General features: G+C 62.6%; 18 protein-coding genes. 10 read left to right on the forward strand and 8 right to left on the reverse strand.

Annotation, left to right across the window (positions count from 1 at the left end; translation table 11 throughout):
• Positions 1-4: 4 nt before the first annotated feature.
• Together pdxA and rsmA are read left to right on the forward strand one after the other, a co-directional pair.
• Complete coding sequence (gene pdxA / locus EOB36_RS14775; protein ID WP_095483203.1) at positions 5-1,033, forward strand: 4-hydroxythreonine-4-phosphate dehydrogenase PdxA; 1,029 nt, start codon at positions 5-7, stop codon at positions 1,031-1,033.
• 22 nt (positions 1,034-1,055) lie between these two features.
• A complete protein-coding gene (rsmA, locus tag EOB36_RS14780; protein WP_095483202.1) occupies positions 1,056-1,895 on the forward strand; it encodes a 16S rRNA (adenine(1518)-N(6)/adenine(1519)-N(6))-dimethyltransferase RsmA in 840 nt (279 codons plus the stop codon).
• 34 nt (positions 1,896-1,929) lie between these two features.
• On the opposite strand, the gene gmk is transcribed toward rsmA, so the two are convergent.
• From gmk to EOB36_RS14810, 6 genes are all read right to left on the reverse strand, one after another.
• On the reverse strand, positions 1,930-2,604 hold the full coding sequence (gene gmk / locus EOB36_RS14785) for a guanylate kinase (RefSeq protein WP_164759298.1): 675 nt from the start codon (positions 2,602-2,604) through the stop codon (positions 1,930-1,932).
• Between the two features lie 5 nt (positions 2,605-2,609).
• A complete protein-coding gene (locus tag EOB36_RS14790; RefSeq protein WP_095483201.1) occupies positions 2,610-3,500 on the reverse strand; it encodes a YicC/YloC family endoribonuclease in 891 nt (296 codons plus the stop codon).
• A 177-nt stretch (positions 3,501-3,677) separates the two neighbouring features.
• Positions 3,678-4,904: an endolytic transglycosylase MltG gene (gene mltG, locus EOB36_RS14795; protein WP_128285120.1), complete on the reverse strand. Its 1,227-nt coding sequence runs from the start codon at positions 4,902-4,904 to the stop codon at positions 3,678-3,680.
• Positions 4,905-5,006: 102 nt separating this feature from the next.
• Positions 5,007-6,269 (reverse strand): beta-ketoacyl-ACP synthase II, encoded by a 1,263-nt coding sequence (gene fabF, locus EOB36_RS14800; protein ID WP_095483199.1) that lies wholly within the window; start codon positions 6,267-6,269, stop codon positions 5,007-5,009.
• Positions 6,270-6,303: 34 nt separating this feature from the next.
• Entirely contained in the window at positions 6,304-6,540 is a 237-nt protein-coding gene (locus EOB36_RS14805) for an acyl carrier protein (RefSeq protein ID WP_006203723.1), read from the reverse strand.
• A 453-nt stretch (positions 6,541-6,993) separates the two neighbouring features.
• On the reverse strand, positions 6,994-7,392 hold the full coding sequence (locus EOB36_RS14810) for a hypothetical protein (RefSeq protein ID WP_095483198.1): 399 nt from the start codon (positions 7,390-7,392) through the stop codon (positions 6,994-6,996).
• Positions 7,393-7,896: 504 nt separating this feature from the next.
• Here EOB36_RS14810 and EOB36_RS14820 point away from each other — a divergent pair.
• From EOB36_RS14820 to EOB36_RS35150, 3 genes are read left to right on the forward strand one after another with little or no spacing between them, the layout of a single operon-like run.
• Complete coding sequence (locus EOB36_RS14820) at positions 7,897-8,298, forward strand: hypothetical protein (protein WP_095483196.1); 402 nt, start codon at positions 7,897-7,899, stop codon at positions 8,296-8,298.
• Positions 8,299-8,323: 25 nt separating this feature from the next.
• Positions 8,324-8,620: a hypothetical protein gene (locus tag EOB36_RS14825; protein ID WP_095483195.1), complete on the forward strand. Its 297-nt coding sequence runs from the start codon at positions 8,324-8,326 to the stop codon at positions 8,618-8,620.
• Between the two features lie 9 nt (positions 8,621-8,629).
• Positions 8,630-8,797, forward strand: coding sequence for a hypothetical protein (locus tag EOB36_RS35150; RefSeq protein WP_245329755.1), 168 nt, complete (start codon positions 8,630-8,632; stop codon positions 8,795-8,797).
• Positions 8,798-9,113: 316 nt separating this feature from the next.
• Here EOB36_RS35150 and fabG read toward each other — a convergent pair whose 3' ends face one another.
• Together fabG and fabD are read right to left on the reverse strand one after the other, a co-directional pair.
• Positions 9,114-9,851 (reverse strand): 3-oxoacyl-[acyl-carrier-protein] reductase, encoded by a 738-nt coding sequence (gene fabG, locus EOB36_RS14835; RefSeq protein ID WP_095483194.1) that lies wholly within the window; start codon positions 9,849-9,851, stop codon positions 9,114-9,116.
• A 59-nt stretch (positions 9,852-9,910) separates the two neighbouring features.
• Positions 9,911-10,852 carry an ACP S-malonyltransferase gene (gene fabD / locus EOB36_RS14840; RefSeq protein ID WP_095483193.1) on the reverse strand — a complete coding sequence of 314 codons (942 nt, stop codon included), beginning with the start codon at positions 10,850-10,852 and terminating at the stop codon, positions 9,911-9,913.
• 267 nt (positions 10,853-11,119) lie between these two features.
• Between fabD and EOB36_RS14845 the strand changes: the two genes are divergently transcribed.
• The 5 genes from EOB36_RS14845 to EOB36_RS14865 all read left to right on the forward strand — a co-directional run bounded on the left by EOB36_RS14845 (position 11,120) and on the right by EOB36_RS14865 (position 16,357).
• A complete protein-coding gene (locus EOB36_RS14845; RefSeq protein ID WP_095483192.1) occupies positions 11,120-13,045 on the forward strand; it encodes an LTA synthase family protein in 1,926 nt (641 codons plus the stop codon).
• 304 nt (positions 13,046-13,349) lie between these two features.
• Positions 13,350-13,844: a 30S ribosomal protein S6 gene (gene rpsF / locus EOB36_RS14850; RefSeq protein ID WP_029354402.1), complete on the forward strand. Its 495-nt coding sequence runs from the start codon at positions 13,350-13,352 to the stop codon at positions 13,842-13,844.
• Positions 13,844-14,092, forward strand: a complete 249-nt coding sequence (gene rpsR, locus EOB36_RS14855) for a 30S ribosomal protein S18 (protein WP_006203718.1) — start codon at positions 13,844-13,846, stop codon at positions 14,090-14,092. The genes rpsF and rpsR overlap by 1 nt, the downstream gene beginning before the upstream one ends.
• 213 nt (positions 14,093-14,305) lie before the next feature.
• Positions 14,306-14,890, forward strand: a complete 585-nt coding sequence (rplI, locus tag EOB36_RS14860) for a 50S ribosomal protein L9 (RefSeq protein WP_095483191.1) — start codon at positions 14,306-14,308, stop codon at positions 14,888-14,890.
• A 177-nt stretch (positions 14,891-15,067) separates the two neighbouring features.
• Positions 15,068-16,357 (forward strand): cyclopropane-fatty-acyl-phospholipid synthase family protein, encoded by a 1,290-nt coding sequence (locus EOB36_RS14865; RefSeq protein WP_095483190.1) that lies wholly within the window; start codon positions 15,068-15,070, stop codon positions 16,355-16,357.
• Positions 16,358-16,513 lie beyond the last annotated feature (156 nt).

Consider the following 16,513-nt stretch of genomic DNA (forward strand, 5'->3'; position numbering starts at 1 on the left):
GGGCGTGCCAGAGATACAGCTTCCGCTGGCGTTGAGCGTCGGCGACCCGTCCGGCATCGGGGCGGAGATCGCCATTGCCGCCTGGCAGGCGCGCGACAGCGCCGGTGTGCCGCCCTTCTATCTTCTCGCCGATCCGGCGCTGGTTTCCGCACGGGCGCGCCGGCTCGTCGCCGATATGCCAATCACGGAGACAATGCCAGCCGAAGCGGCGCGCGTCTTTACACGCGCCCTGCCCATCGTGCCGCTAGTCGCCCGCTTCGTCGACGACCCCGGCCGGCCGGACCCAGCCAACGCCGCCGGCATCATCGAGGCGATCGACCGCGCTGTTGACGACTGCCTTGGCGGTCGCGCAGCGGCTGTTGTCACGTGCCCGATCGCCAAGAAGCCGCTCTACGATGCCGGTTTCCGTTTCCCCGGCCATACCGAGTATCTGGCGCATCTGGCGACGCTCCACACCGGCGCCGAAGCAATGCCGGTGATGATGCTTGCCGGTCCCGAATTGCGCACGGTCCCGGTCACCATCCATATTGCGTTGAGCGAGGTGCCGAAAGCGCTGACGACGGACTTGATCGTTGCGACCGCCCGCATCACCGCTGCCGACCTCGAACATCGTTTCGGCATCGCCAAGCCTCGGCTTGCCATTGCCGGCCTCAATCCGCATGCCGGCGAAGGCGGCGCGATGGGCGCCGAGGATCAGCACATCATCCGCCCGGCGATCGACAGGCTGAGGGCAGAAGGCATCGATGCTTTCGGGCCGCTGCCGGCCGACACGCTGTTCCATGCCCGCGCCCGAACCGGCTACGATGTGGCGCTGTGCATGTACCACGACCAGGCGCTGATCCCGGCCAAGGCGCTGGCTTTCGACGAGGCGGTCAACGTCACGCTCGGCCTGCCCTTCATCCGCACCTCACCGGATCACGGCACCGCCTTCGATATCGCCGGCAAGGGCATAGCCCGGGCCGACAGCCTGATCGCGGCGCTAAGGCTCGCCCGCAGGCTTGCCGACACCGGGACGAAGGCTGCCATCGCATGAGGCTTTGCATGAGAGCGGTCGCATGAGCATCGACGGGCTGCCGCCGTTGCGCGCGGTGATCGAACGCCATGGGCTGCAGGCAAAAAAGGCGCTTGGCCAGAATTTCCTGCTCGACCTCAATCTGACCGGCAAGATCGCGCGCACCGCCGGCGACCTGACGGACGCCACGGTGATCGAGGTCGGTCCGGGTCCCGGCGGCCTAACCCGGGCGCTGCTTTCCCACGGCGCTGGTCGGGTCATCGCCATCGAGCGCGACGAGCGCTGCCTGGCGGCGCTCGCGGAGGTGTCGGATCACTATCCGGGCCGTTTGGAGATCATTGCCGGCGATGCGCTGAAGACGGATTTTGCAGCGCTTGCCCAAGGGGCGCTTGGGGGCAACGGATCTGTGAGGATCGTCGCCAACCTGCCCTACAACATCGGTACCGAGCTTTTGGTGCGCTGGCTGACCGTTGCCGATTGGCCGCCTTTCTACGCATCGATGACGCTGATGTTCCAGCGCGAGGTGGCCGAGCGCATCGTCGCCCGCCCCGGCAGCGATGCCTATGGCCGGTTGGGTGTGCTGGCAGGCTGGCGGACGGAAGCAAAGATCGCTTTCGACGTGCCGCCGCAAGCGTTCACGCCGCCGCCCAAGGTGGTGTCGTCGGTGGTGCATCTGGTGCCGCGGGCAAGTCCCCTGCCCGCCGAGGTCAAGAAGCTCAGCCGCGTCACCGAAGCGGCCTTCGGCCAACGCCGCAAAATGCTGCGCCAGAGCGTCAAGGGCCTCGGCGGCGAAGCCCTGCTCACGCGCGCCGGCATCGATCCGACGCGGCGCGCCGAAACGCTTGATATCGAAGAATTCGTGCGGTTGACCAACGCAGTGTAGCTCTTCTCCTCGTTTACGGGGAGAAGGAAGGCGCCTAATCCGTCTTCTCGTCGAGCAGGCCCGAGACGAAATCGAACAGGCCGGGCCGGCGGTCGCGCCTGAGTCGCTCGGCGATGACGATGCCGCGCACTTCGGCGAAGGCACGATCGAGATCGTCGTTGATGATGACGAAATCATATTCCTTCCAGTGCTCGATCTCGTTGCGGGCGTTCTTCAGACGCGTCTCGATCACCGATTCCTGGTCCTCGGCGCGGCGCTTCAGCCGTGCCTTCAATTCCTTCATCGAGGGCGGCAGGATGAAGATGGAAACGATATCGGCGCGCATCTTCTCCTTGAGCTGCTGGGCACCCTGCCAGTCGATGTCGAACAGCATGTCGCGGCCCTGTGCCAGCGCCAGTTCGGCCGGCTCACGCGGCGTCGCGTAGCAATTGCCATGCACTTCGGCCCATTCGAGCAGTTCGTCGGAATCGCGCAGCCGCTCGAACTCACGCATGGTGCGGAAATGATAATGGACGCCCTCGATTTCGCTGCCGCGGCGCGGCCGCGTGGTGACGGAGACCGACAGTTCGAGGCTAGAATCGCTTTCCAGGAGATTGCGCGCAATCGTCGACTTGCCGGCACCGGACGGCGACGACAGCACGAGCATCAGGCCCCGTCGGCGAATACGGGAGCCCAAATCCTTAGCAACCATCGGCTCCTTGGCGACCATCAGGGTTACTCCAGATTCTGGACCTGTTCGCGAAACTGGTCGACGACCGCCTTCAGCTCCAGCCCTATGGCGGTGACCGTAGCGGCGTTCGACTTCGAACACAGCGTATTCGATTCGCGGTTGAATTCCTGCGCCAGAAAATCGAGCTTGCGGCCGATGGCGCCGCCGCCTGCCAGCAGCACCCGGCCGGACGCGACATGCGTCTTCAGCCGGTCGATCTCCTCGCGGATGTCGGCCTTGGTGGCCAGGAACGCCGCTTCCATATGCAACCGGCTGGCGTCGAGATTGGCGGAGGCATCCATCAGCAGCCGGACCTGCTCGGCAATCCGTTCGCGGATCACCGCCGGCTCACGCGACGGATCGGCCTCGGCGCGCAGCGTCAGCGCCTCGATGGCGTCGATATGGCCGGACAGCAACGAGCGCAGTGCGGCGCCCTCGCCCTGGCGTGCCTGCTCCAGCCCGCCCAGCGACACTTCGAGCGCCGAGAGAATCGCGCTGTCGAGTGCCGCCCGCGCCTCTTCGGTTTCGGTGGTTTCGGGGATGTCGAGCACACCGCGTAGCGAAAGCAGCCCGTCGGCTGTCGCCGGCGCTGCGCCGAACTGCTCCTGCAGCCGCTTGGCCAACTCCGCCAGATCCCTCAGGAAGGCCTCGTTGACCACGGGCTGCGCCTGCTGGCCGGCGGCGCGGCCGACGGTCAGCGTTGCTTGGAAATTGCCGCGCGAGAAGCGCTTTTGCACCGTCTGTCTGACGGCCGGCTCCAGTCGCTCAAGGCCCTGCGGCAGCCGCAGCCTGACCTCGGCGCTCTTGCCGTTGACCGACTTGACCTCCCAGGCGATCGACGTGCCGTCATGTTCGGCGACAGCCCGTGCAAAACCGGTCATGCTCTGCAAATTCATGTTGCCCTTGCGACCCCCTGGCGCATGACCCCGGAAGCGATTCCGGCCAGATCATGCGGTTTCAAAATGCTGGAGCGCCTTTTCGCGCCGAATCGGACGCAAGGCGCTCCGGATTAAAAAATCGGCACGTCCCTGCCGTCAAACGAATCGGAGGGACGATCCCAGAACCGTCCGGCGCTACTGCGCCGCTCCCGTATCGCCGTCCACCGGCGCATCGGTCTGACCTTCCACTTTGGCGGCGTCGGCCTTGGCAGCGCCGGCCTTGGCGGCTTCATCGGCAAGCTTCTTCTGGAGAGCCCGGTAGCGGGCGACGTTCTCGTTGTGCTCGGCGAGCGTTGCAGCAAAGACGTGTCCGCCGGTGCCGTCGGCGACGAAATAAAGGTCGTCGGTCTTCGACGGGTTGGCCACCGCTTCCAGCGCCGCACGGCCGGGATTGGCGATCGGCGTCGGCGGCAGGCCGTTGATCAGATAAGTGTTGTAGGGCGTCGGCTTCTTGATGTCCGACTGGTAGATCGGGCGGTCGGCGGGTTTGCCCTTGCCGCCGAACAGCCCATAGATAATGGTCGGATCTGACTGCAGCCGCATGCCCTTGGCCAGCCGGTTGAGGAAGACGGCGGCGACCCGTGAGCGTTCGTCGCCCTTGCCCGTCTCCTTCTCGACGATCGAAGCCAGGATGACGAAGTCATCGACACTGGCCAGAGGCAGATCGGGAGCGCGCCGCTGCCAGACGTCGTCGACCAGCTTCTTCTGATCCGCCAAAAGCTTGTCGACCATCTGCTGGCGTGTCGCGCCGCGGGTGAAACGCAGCGTGTCGGTAGCAAGGCTGCCCTCGGGTGGAATGGTCGCAGGCATATCGCCGTCGAGCGCTGCCTGATCGGCGATGCGCTGCAGCGCCTGCTCGACGGTTAGCCCCTCGGGGACGGTCAGCGAATACATCACCGACTTGCCGCTCTTCAGCAGCTCCATGATGTCGCGCATGGAGGCCTGCGGCTTGATCTCGTATTCGCCGGCCTTCAGCGCGGCGTCATTGCCAAAGGCACGCACGCCAAGGCGGAAGATGCGCGCGTCGCTGATCAGTCCGCGCCGCTCGAGCTGCTCGGCAATTTCCTGGACGCCGGTGCTCGGTTTGACCAGGAAGGTGTCGGCATTGGCCGACGGGCCGGGCTCGTTGAATTCCTGCTTGCCGAAATACAATGCAAAGCCGGCCGCCAGAACCAACAGCATCACCAAGGAGATGACGAAGTTCATGAACACCACGAACTGGCTGCGCGAAGCGCGCGAGCGCTTGGGCGGCGGTGTGCCGGCTTCAGGCCGTAATGCCTCGCTGGCCGTCTTCGGCACGATCGGACCCGACGGTGCGGACCGTTGCCCGAATTCCCCGTTGTCCGCCGAATTTGTGTTCATGGCGCCCTACCGTTTGATCTTGCAACGAATCCCCTTGGGCAGAGTAGGGGCGAATATGGCAAAATTGACGACACGCGCGAGCCGTGCCGGTCGGCGGACCGGTCAGCCATTGTAGCGCTGGAAGACCAGCGAGGCGTTGGTGCCGCCGAAGCCGAAGGAATTGGACAGCGCCACGTCGACCTGGCGGGCGCGCGGCTTGTGCGGCACCAGGTCGATCGCCGTTTCGCGCTCCGGGTTGTCGAGATTGATGGTGGCCGGCGCGATGTTGTCGCGAATGGCGAGGATCGAAAAGATCGCCTCGGCGGCGCCCGCCGCACCCAGAAGATGGCCTATCGACGACTTGGTCGACGACATCGATATTTTCGACGCGGCGTTGCCGACCAGCCGCTCGACGGCGCCGAGCTCGATCGTGTCTGCCATGGTCGAGGTGCCGTGCGCGTTGATGTAGTCGACGTCTGCGGGCGTCAGCTTGGCCCGGTTCAGCGCCGCTACCATGCAGCGGAAGGCGCCGTCGCCATCTTCGGCCGGCGCGGTGATATGATAGGCATCGCCGGTCAGGCCGTAACCGGTGACCTCGGCATAGATCTTGGCGCCGCGCGCCTTGGCATGCTCCAGCTCCTCCAGAATGACGACGCCGGCGCCCTCGCCCATGACGAAGCCGTCGCGGTCGCGATCATAGGGACGCGAGGCCGTTTCCGGAGCGTCGTTGCGGTCGGTGGACAGTGCACGGCAGGCAGCGAAACCGGCAATTGAAAGCCGCGTCACCGGCGCCTCGGCGCCGCCTGCGACCATTACGTCGGCATCGCCCCACATGATCAGCCGGGCGGCATCGCCGATGGCGTGCGCGCCGGTGGAGCAAGCGGTGACAACGGCGTGGTTAGGGCCTTTCAGCCCATGCCGGATCGAAACCTGGCCGGAGACGAGATTGATGATCTGGCCGGGGATGAAGAACGGGCTGATGCGGCGCGGGCCGCGCTCCTTCAGGATCATCGCGTTCTCGGCGATGCCTTCGATGCCACCGATGCCGGAGCCGATCAGCACGCCGGTGGCGCACTGCTCCTCATGCGTTTTCGGCGTCCACCCCGAATCCTTCAACGCCTCGTCGGCGGCCGCGATCCCGTAAAGGATGAAGTCGCCGATCTTGCGCAGTTCCTTCGGCTCGAGAACGGCCTCGGGATTGAAGGTGGCGTTATCACCGTTGCCGCGCGGAATGACGTGGGCGACCTTGCAGGCAAGATCCTCCACCTCGAACTCGGTGATGCGCTTGGCTGCGCTGCGGCCGGTCAGAAGCTTCTTCCAGCTATGCTCGAAGCCCATGCCGAACGGCGAAAGCAGCCCAAGGCCCGTGACGACGACACGCCTCATCGCAGGTCCTCCTCGGTGATGACTGCAAATAGCGTCAGGCCGAAGCCTTGTCGATGTACTTCACTGCATCGCCAACAGTCAGAATGGTTTCGGCCGCATCGTCGGGAATTTCGACGCCGAACTCTTCTTCGAACGCCATGACAAGTTCGACCGTGTCGAGGCTGTCCGCGCCCAGATCATCGATGAAGCTCGCCTGCTCCGTCACCTTATCGGCATCGACGCCAAGGTGCTCGATAACGATCTTCTTGACGCGCTCTGCGGTGTCACTCATTTGGGCATCCTCGTCTTTTGGTTGTCTGTCTTCGTTAGCGGGCAGAATGCCGCTAATCAAGCTGAAAGATGGTCCTGCCGGAAACGCAACGGCACCGGACCGGTTTTTGCCCGAACCGCCGGGTTGCGGGCCGCATTACACGAAAAACGCCGCGCGTCCAAGACGAAATGGTCTCTTTTCCAGTGTCGCAGTCGAGGCTTGCCCAATAACTCGCTCTGCCAAGACAAGCAGCGTTTTGTCGAGAGCCGGAGCGGAGCCGGCCTACAAGTCCAAGGGCCGCGGAAGCGCAGAAAACGGCGCTGGGCGACCGGCGAAAGCGCAGTTTGCGGGTCAGGCCAAATCAGATCGTGAGTTCATTCAATACAGTCGAATAGCGTGAGGCAATCTGTTCGGATACGAGGAGCGAACGCGAAGGAAAATTACTTCGCGAACAGTGTCCATGACAGGAGCAGGTCAAGGGCACGGACTTCTATCGCCGCCGCAGGCCTCGTCTTCGGTCCCGTCAACGTCACCCCCATTGCCCTGTTGACCCAGCGATTGATCATCGCCACTTGAAGCCGCACTTTCCGCCTCGGGGGCGTCGACCAACGCGCCGAGACCGTGGGGGCCAATATAGTTACCCTCCGTGTCGAAATTCGGTTCCCCGTTCCTATCGAATTGTGGCGTCGAATCTATCTCGCGCGTTGCCTCCGGGTCCGCTACACGTGCGGTATCGTGAGGATTATTGATGATTGTCAGTTCATTCTTTTGAATCATCACCTTCTGGTTGATCGTATTTCTCTTCACCACGATCAAAGGGCCGTAGCCGATAAAATTCCCCTGGTTGCTGTACCGCCTTGCACGTGGGTCCATGCCGCCGGCTTGCCCGTGGTGGTAGCCATGCTGGTCAGCGAAGACACCCCCGGCAACCGCCGGTAACCCAGATATAACCTGTCTCTGGGTTGTATCCCCATGTGTTGTTCAGAATGCATGGGCGCCACGATTTCTGCATAACAAGCACAGGTGCAGCATACCTTGCCGCGCATTCCACATACCTATTCTTGACCGAACTGCAGTCTACAGTGTGAGGCGCTGCCGCAGCCGGCATGAGAGAGATGCCTGGGAAGACGACCAACGCCGCCGAGAAGAATGCCGATGGAAACTTTTTCACAAGGTGTTCCTCCTGAAATGGGAAGCGGCAACCGGACCCAGTTCGAGTCGTACATGTGGCACGGGCAGACGCACGGGGGCAAATGAACGATTTTTGTCGCCTGAAAAGCCCGCGAGTTTTACCTGTCTCCAGTGAAATAAAGGCACCGATATTGTGTTCACCTGACGTCACTTGATGAAGGTCTTGCAACGAACTTGTGCCGGTCTATGCTGTTTTTCATGAACATTATCCGGAAGGCTGCGCTCAGCAGTACAAAGTCGCTCATCGCACTGGCGGCAATATCACTCGTTGTTTCCGGTTGCGGTTCAACGAATCCGACGCCTTATGCAGGCTACCGTCAGCCAGTCGTGAGCTATTCAGCTCCGAAAGGTCCGACACAAGCCGAGTCGGGGTCTCGGCCACCCGCGTTCGACAAGAATGGCAACGCCAACTACGACGCCAATGGGAACTATATTGGTGGACATGGGGTTGGCACGCTCGTCGATAGTCCCGAGAATTCAGCGCCTGCGCCGACATCGCCGAGCGACCTTGTGCGCAAAGATCAAGCAGATATCGACGATGCGATGTGCAAATCGATGAAGGCCGCCGATCCGGATGCGGGCTGCTGACCGATTGTGGTCTTAAGGGGGTTAGATGCTGCGCTTCTTTTCTTATGTTTTGGTGCTAGGCCTTGGCGTAGTCGTAGGCGCATTGGGCGGCGGACTCATAGGCGAAGTCGGTGGCTCCGCGATCGGTGGAATCGGAGCGGTCTGCAGGACCATCGATACCGCGGTGGGCCAAAAGCTGATGACGCAAGAGCAGGCGAACACACTTGCAAGCTCCCTTGTCGCACAGCTTGGCCTCGACAAAGCCGATCTAAAAGCCGCAATGGCAAAGTTCGGTCCACCTGAGGAAAAGACTGCTTGCGCCATCGCTGCCGAGACGCTCTGACCGCCAGAAATGGAAATCGAAACGTTCAGTGAGCTGAATACTGTTCTTCGTGGGAAAAGAGGGGCAAAAGATGCGAAACTCGATTGCTGCAATCTTGCTTTTGATCGTCACCGCGATTTCGACAGCACTGCCGGTGCACGCAAAAGAAGTGAACCACCGATTGCCGAACGAGCATAAGGCCGGTCCTATCTTTAACGATGCGGACGCTCAGAAAAAGTGCCCTCAGGTGTGCGGAAATAGTTCCTGGTCCGGTCTGTGGCGGACTACCGTCTGGGGGACCATGTCGGTTTGTTCCTGTTCAAGAGGATCATCCGGTTCTTCTTTTCCCACCGGTCGTGAAACCTCCTGCAACGCGCCTTCGAACGAGGCTTGCGGGGGCTGTCAGGTTACCTGCCCGGCAGGTAAGCAGGCATCATGCATAGAGGGTGAGGTCCACGGGGAAACGTCGCCGGTTTGCTGGACGAACGCCAAATGTGAATGCAACTGACTTTTATCAAATCATCGCCATGCCGCCATTCACGTGGATGGTCTGGCCGGTGACATAGGCAGCTTCGTTGGAGGCGAGGTAGGCGACGGCGGAAGCGACTTCGGCGCTGGTGCCCATGCGCCGTGTCGGGATCGCCGCCATGATCGCCTCTTTCTGCTTGTCGTTGAGCTTGTCGGTCATCGCCGATTCGATGAAGCCCGGGGCGACGCAGTTGACGGTGATGTTGCGGGTGGCGATCTCCTGCGCCAGCGACTTGGAAAAGCCGATCATGCCGGCCTTGGAAGCGCAGTAATTGGTTTGGCCGGGATTGCCGGTGACGCCGACCACCGAGGTGATGTTGATGATGCGGCCGTGCCGGCGCCGCATCATCGGATGGGTGAGCTCGCGGGTCAGCCGGAACACGGCGGTCAGATTGACCTCGATCACGCTATCCCAGTCGGCGTCCGCCATGCGCACGAACAGCCCGTCCTTGGTGATGCCGGCGTTGTTGACGAGAATGTCGACACCTTCGAGATCGGCCTCGGCCTTCTGGCCGAGCGCCTTGACCTCGTCGCGGTTGGAAAGGTTGGCCGGGAACAGCTTGACCCGGTCGCCGAGCTCGGCGGCCAGCGTCTCCAGCTTTTCGACGCGGGTGCCGTGCAGGCCAACGATGGCGCCCTGCGCATGCAGCACCCGGGCGATCGCCTCGCCTATCCCTCCTGATGCGCCTGTGACGAGCGCCTTGCGGCCAGTCAATTCGAACATGTCTTGTCTCCTGATCTAAGAGAACACCCTTCACACGGGTGGGGTCAAATCGTGGCCGGTTATGCGAGCGCCGCCAATGCCGCCTCGACATCCGCCGCCGTGCCGACAGCGCCTGTGGCGATATCGCGGTTGATGCGCCGAGCCAGTCCCGACAGCACCTTGCCTGCGCCCACCTCGTAAAGCGTCGCAACGCCATTCGCGCCGAACCACTCCACCGTCTCGCGCCAGCGCACGCGGCCGGTCACCTGTTCGACCAGGCGGCGGGCGATGGCGTCGGGATCGCTGGACGGGGTGACCGACACGTTGGAGACTACAGGCACGAACGGCGCGTTCTTCGTCACCCCGGCCAGCGCCTCGCGCATGATCTCGGCCGCCGGTGTCATCAGTGCCGAATGGAAAGGCGCAGAAACTTGCAGCATCAGCGCCCGCTTGGCGCCCTTTTCCGTGCACAGCTTCGCCGCCAGTTCAACCGCCGCCCTGGCGCCGGAGATCACCAACTGGCCACCGCCATTGTCGTTGGCGATCTGGCAAACTGAATCTTTGGCCGCTTCAGCGCAGGCGGCTTCGACATCGGCCTGTTCCAGCCCGATGATCGCCGCCATGGCGCCCTCGCCGGCCGGCACTGCCGCTTGCATGGCATTGCCGCGGATACGCAAGAGCCGGGCGGCATCGGCGATCGAGACGAAACCGGCGGCAGCAAGTGCCGAATACTCGCCGAGCGAATGGCCGGCGACATAGGCGACCTTGTCCTTCAGCGAGAAGCCGCGCGATTCCATAGCCCGGATTGCGGCAAGCGACACAGCCATCAGCGCCGGCTGGGCATTGGCGGTCAGCGTCAGCGTCTCTTCCGGCCCTTCCCAGATCAGCTTCGACAGGTTTTCGCCGAGCGCGTCGTCGACCTCTTCGAAGATCTTCCGCGATTCCGGAAAGGCGTCGGCGAGGTCCTTGCCCATGCCGACAGCCTGGCTGCCCTGTCCCGGAAAGGTGAATGCGACGGCCATCTGTGGCTCCTAAGCGGCTGATTTTTCCTGCCTGTGACGCAAGGCAGGCGGGCAAGTCAAGTCCGCCATCAGCCCAACTCAGGCCGCTCCGGCTCGGCATCGCTGGCCGAGTGCCTGTTCCAAAAGGCTTTTTGTCGATCACTCATGATGAAAATCGCTCACGATTCGTTTGCTGGCTCTTCTTATTTCAGCCACAGGCGCTAGCTTTTTGTGACATATCGATGACAGCTCAATGACGCTTTTGTGTATGGTCGGGGGAATTGTAAGTTGGCAAGGACTAGGAAAGGCGCCGGCAAGGCCGCGCCACAGTTTCTGGAAGGCGATCCGGCCACCGGCTATCTGCCGGGCCGGAAATGGCCCGTTATCCGCTATGGCCTCGTCAGCCTGCTCGCTGCCGCCATTCTGGTGTTTGCGGTCGAACTGATCGTGCGCGGCGACTTTGCCGGCACCGTCGCCTTCTTCCTGCAGCCGTTCAAGCCGGGCTGGACCACCATCATCATTTTCGCGTTGATCCTCATCGGTCTCGATGCCGTGCTCGGCCGCAGCCACCAGAGCCTGATGATCGTCGCGCCGCTGACGCTGGCGCTGGCCTTTGTCGGCCATCAGAAATCGCTCTATCTCGGCGATCCGCTCTATCCGACCGATTTCTTGTATTCACGCCAGATCGTGGCGCTGATGCCGCTTCTGGTGCGCGAACGCCCGGGGACCGCCATCGCTATGGCGGTCGGCATCGTTGGCGGCCTATCGCTGCTCGTCTATGGCTGGCGACTATGGCGCCGCCGGGTACCGGCGCTCAGCCGTAAGGGCCGCCTTGCCCGGCTGACATTGACAGTGCCGCTGCTCGCCTTCTTCGTCTCAATCATGGATTACGCGACCTTCTCGTGGACGCGTGACCGGTTGCAGATCATCCCGATCATGTGGGACCAGAAGGAAAACTACGCCTCCAACGGCTTCGCGCTCGCCTTCGCGCTCAACGTGCCGATGGCCCACGTCTCGGCGCCTGCGGGCTATTCCGACAAGTCGATCGCGGCAATCGACAGGCCTGACGTGACGGTCTCCGTACCGGCCGAGAAGCCCGACGTCATCATCGTCATGAGCGAATCCTTCTGGGATCCGACCGAGTTGCCCGGCGTCACCATCACGCCCGATCCGATTCCCAATGTGCGGACGCTGCGCTCGGGCTCGATGTTCTCGCCCGAATTCGGCGGCATGACCGCCAATGTCGAGTTCGAGGCGCTGACCGGCTTTTCCAATGCCTTCCTGCCGGCCGGCAGCATCCCTTACCAGCAATATGTCCGCGCGCCGGTGCCGTCGATGGCCACGTTCCTGAAGAGCCAAGGCTATGAGACGCGCGCCATCCATCCGGGCACGAGCTGGTTCTGGAACCGCACGCCGGTCTATGCGGATTTCGGTTTCGACGACTTCAAGTCGGAGGAAAACCTGCCATATCTCGAAAAGCGCGGGCCGCTGGCCTCGGACGCGGCGATGACCGACGAGATCATCCGCGAGGCCGACGCCACCGACGATCCGTTCTTCTTCTTCGCCGTCAGCCTGCAGAACCACGGTCCCTATGAGCCGAATCGCTACTACAATCCGACCCACAAGGTGCAGGCGCCGACCAGCCAATGGGCGAAGGATTCGCTGCTGAGCTTCACAGAGGGAGCATCCGACGCCGACAAGGGCCTCGAGCGCCTTGTCGAATGGGCGAAGAACCGCCAGCGGCCGACGGTCATCGCCTTCTTCGGCGACCATCTGCCGCCGCTCGGTCCGGTCTATGTCGAAACCGGCTTCCTCAAGGACAATGTCGCGCCGCGCAAGGAGTCGCCTGACCAGATGCTGCGGCATCACCAGACGCCGCTGATCGTATGGTCGAACCGCACCGGACCGGCCGCGGAAATGGGCGCGGTAAGCCCCGCCTTCCTGCCCTACCATATCCTGACCACGGCCGGGATCAGCCACCCCTATTACACCGGCTTCCTCGGCCAGATGCGCGAGCATTACCGTGTCGTCGACCGCAATCTGCTGTTGACGCCGGCGGGCGAAGCCACGCCGGACTGGGCGCGCAAGAAGAAAATCGACCCGGCCATTCGCGATTTCCGCCTGCTGCAATACGACATGATGTTCGGCAAGCGCCACGCAGCGCCCGATTTCTTCCCGGAAACGGTGAAGAAGCTGGTCCCGCATACAAGCTAAAGCTGCCGCGCGACATGTCGTCCTTGCAGCGGCGGATTTTCGGCTCGCCCTTGCCATCCAGCCGGATTCCTGTATAGACGCCCGCAATCTGCCGGTCCTTGCTGGGGGCTGAACGGAGGGCCGGAGGTTTTTCGAAACCTTCGTGTGGGGCCAGAAGCGCTTCCGCCTCCCGTGTCTCCGCTCTCGACCGTCTCGTCATGCTCCTTTCTTCCCCGCCTCCTTTAGGGATCGGCGGGTCAGAGAAGTTGCAGAGGCTTTTGCCGCCGGGAACCGGGAGAGAAACGAAGAAAGGCAAAAGAACAATATGGCTCTTTACGAACATGTGTTTCTTGCCCGGCAGGACCTCTCGCAGCAGCAGGTCGATGCGCTTGTCGAACAGTACAAGGGCGTCATCTCAGCTAATGGCGGGTCCGTCGGCCGGGTCGAGAACTGGGGACTGAAGTCCCTCACCTACCGGGTCAACAAGAACCGGAAGGCATACTATACGCTGATGGACATCACCTGCCCGCCGGCCGCGCTCAACGAGATGGAGCGCCAGATGGGCCTGTCCGAAGATGTGCTGCGTTTCCTCACCATCAAGGTCGATGCGCATGAGGAAGGCCCGTCGGCGATGATGCAGAAGCGCGAAGAGCGCTCGGAACGCGGTGGCTTCGGCGACCGTGACCGCGGCCCGCGCTCGTTCGGCGACCGCGATCGCGGCGACCGTGGCGATCGTCCGCCGCGCAGCTTCGGTGGCGACGCCGGTGCAGACCGTGGTCCGCGCCGTCCGCGCGAAGGTGTTGAAGGGGGTGCAGAATAATGGTCGACATCAACCAGATCCCGACCCGGCGCCCGTTCCACCGCCGCCGCAAGACCTGCCCGTTCTCCGGCGCCAACGCGCCCAAGATCGACTACAAGGACGTACGTCTTCTGCAGCGCTACATTTCCGAGCGCGGCAAGATCGTGCCGTCGCGCATCACCGCCGTCAGCCAGAAGAAGCAGCGCGAACTCGCCAAGGCGATCAAGCGCGCCCGCTTCCTTGGCCTGCTGCCCTACGTGGTTCGCTAACACTCTTTCAGCGGGCGGTTCGCCGCCCGCTTTTTCCCACGGCGACGGGCGCCGCGGGGTCTACCATCAAACCCCGGGTTGAGGTGAAGACCTCTAACTGCCGCGACAGGCAGGACAGCGACATTGGCGGCGACGCCCTCTGCTTCCTGACCTGTTCCAGACAATTCGGCGTCGATGCCAGTGATTTTGGCGCCCAAACGAAGGAACAAAACCATGGATGTCATTCTTCTCGAGCGCGTTTCCCGCCTCGGCCAGATGGGCGACACCGTCAAGGTCAAGGACGGATTCGCCCGTAACTTCCTGCTGCCGCAGGGCAAGGCGCTGCGCGCCAACGAAGCCAACAAAAAGAAGTTCGAAGGCCAGCGCGCCCAGCTCGAAGCCCGTAACCTCGAGCGCAAGTCCGAGGCCACGCAGGTTTCGGAAAAGCTCGACGGCAAGAGCTTCATCGCCGTGCGTTCGGCCGGCGAAACCGGCCAGCTCTACGGCTCGGTGTCGACCCGCGACATCGCCGAGTTGCTGACGGCGGAAGGCTTTTCGGTCAACCGCAACCAGATCCTGCTCAACCAGCCGATCAAGACCATCGGTCTTACCAACGTGGCGATCGCGCTGCATCCGGAAGTCGAGGTCACCATCACGCTCAACATCGCCCGCACGGCCGACGAAGCCGAGCGCCAGGCCAAGGGCGAGATGCTGACCACCGCCGAAGCCATCTATGGCGAAGACATCAATGACAATGCGCGCCCTGACAACTTCTTCGACCCCAATGCCGAGTTCGAAGGCGGTGAAGACAACGGCTGATTGCACGTCACAGGGCGTCAGCGCGGCGCTCTAAACAATTTCGTCGGCTTCCAGTTATTTCTGGACCAATGCCCGGGCGCCTCGCCCGGGCATTTTTGTGCCAACAGGAACTTTTCGAAACCCTATATGTTGATGCAGAGTAGGACAGGCTGTCTGACCGAGAGGGGACATTTGGTCATGAATATTCTGCTGAAACGCGTTCTCGACCGCCTGGTGCGCACCGGCAATCTCAAAGTCACCGGACCCAAGGGCTTGTCGGTGATGTTCGGCGACGGCAGCGGCGAGCCGGTGCACATGCACATCAAGACCGCGCATGCCGAGCGCGCCATTACCTTCGATCCGATGCTGGCGGTGCCGGAAGCCTATATGGACGGCGAACTCGACATACTCGAGGGCGGCGTGCTGGGGGTCATGCGCATCGCCTTCCAGAACATGGGTAGCGGCGGCATCGATGCCACCTGGTCGAAAGCGATCGAGGGCCTGCGCCACGCCTTCCGCCGCCTGCAGCAGATCAACACGGCGGCGCGCGCGCGCCGCAACGTGCAGCGCCACTACGATCTGTCGGGCGACCTGTACAGGCTCTTCCTCGACGAGGACATGCAGTATTCCTGCGCCTATTTCGAGCAGCCGGATATGACGCTCGATGAGGCGCAGGCTGCCAAGAAGCGCCACATTGCCGCCAAGCTCAGGCTGAAGGCCGGCCAAACCGTGCTCGACATCGGTTCCGGCTGGGGCGGGCTCGGTCTCTATCTCGCCAAGTCCTTCGACGTGGACGTGCAAGGTGTGACGTTATCGACCGAACAGCATGGCGTCGCCACCGACCGGGCCCATGCGCAAGGTCTGGAAAACCGCGTGCATTTCGAATTGAGGGATTATCGCGAACTCAACGAGCGCTTCGACCGCATCGTATCGGTCGGCATGTTCGAGCATGTCGGCGTCAACCACTACCGCACCTTCTTCGACAAATCGGCGACGCTATTGAAGCCGGACGGCGTCATGCTGCTGCACACGATCGGCCGCTCCGGTGTGCCGTGGGCAACCAGCGCCTTCATCCGCAAGTATATCTTCCCGGGCGGCTACATCCCTGCGCTATCGGAGGTGATGCCGGCGATCGAGAAGTCGGGCCTCGTCGTCACCGACATCGAAATCCTGCGGCTGCATTATGCCGATACGCTGAAGCACTGGGGCCAGCGCTTCGCTGCCAATCGCGACAAGGCCAAGGCGATTTACGACGAGCGCTTCTGCCGCATGTGGGAGTTCTATCTGGCGGCCTCTGAAGCCGCCTTCCGCTGGCAGGACCTGGTGATCTTCCAGATCCAGATTGCCAAGAAGAACGATACCTTGCCGATGACGCGCGACTACATGGCCAAATGCGAGAAGGCGCTGGACATGCGCGACATGGGGCATCGCCCAAAAGCCCCTGCCGCCAAGCCCGCGCGCCGCCGCAAGGTGGCGGATACGGAATAGACTTCCGGCGATCTCGCCATTGCCGCTTGCCATTGCCGGCCCGCACGCTGAAAAAGGTCTCGCCATCGCCGCGAGACCTTTTTTCATGACCTATCTCATCTATATCGTTGCTGCCCTTGCCGAGATCGCCGGCTGCTTTTCGGCGTGGGCGTGGTG

The organism is Mesorhizobium sp. M6A.T.Cr.TU.017.01.1.1, assembly GCF_004023115.1.
In the GTDB taxonomy this organism is placed as follows: domain Bacteria; phylum Pseudomonadota; class Alphaproteobacteria; order Rhizobiales; family Rhizobiaceae; genus Mesorhizobium; species Mesorhizobium mediterraneum.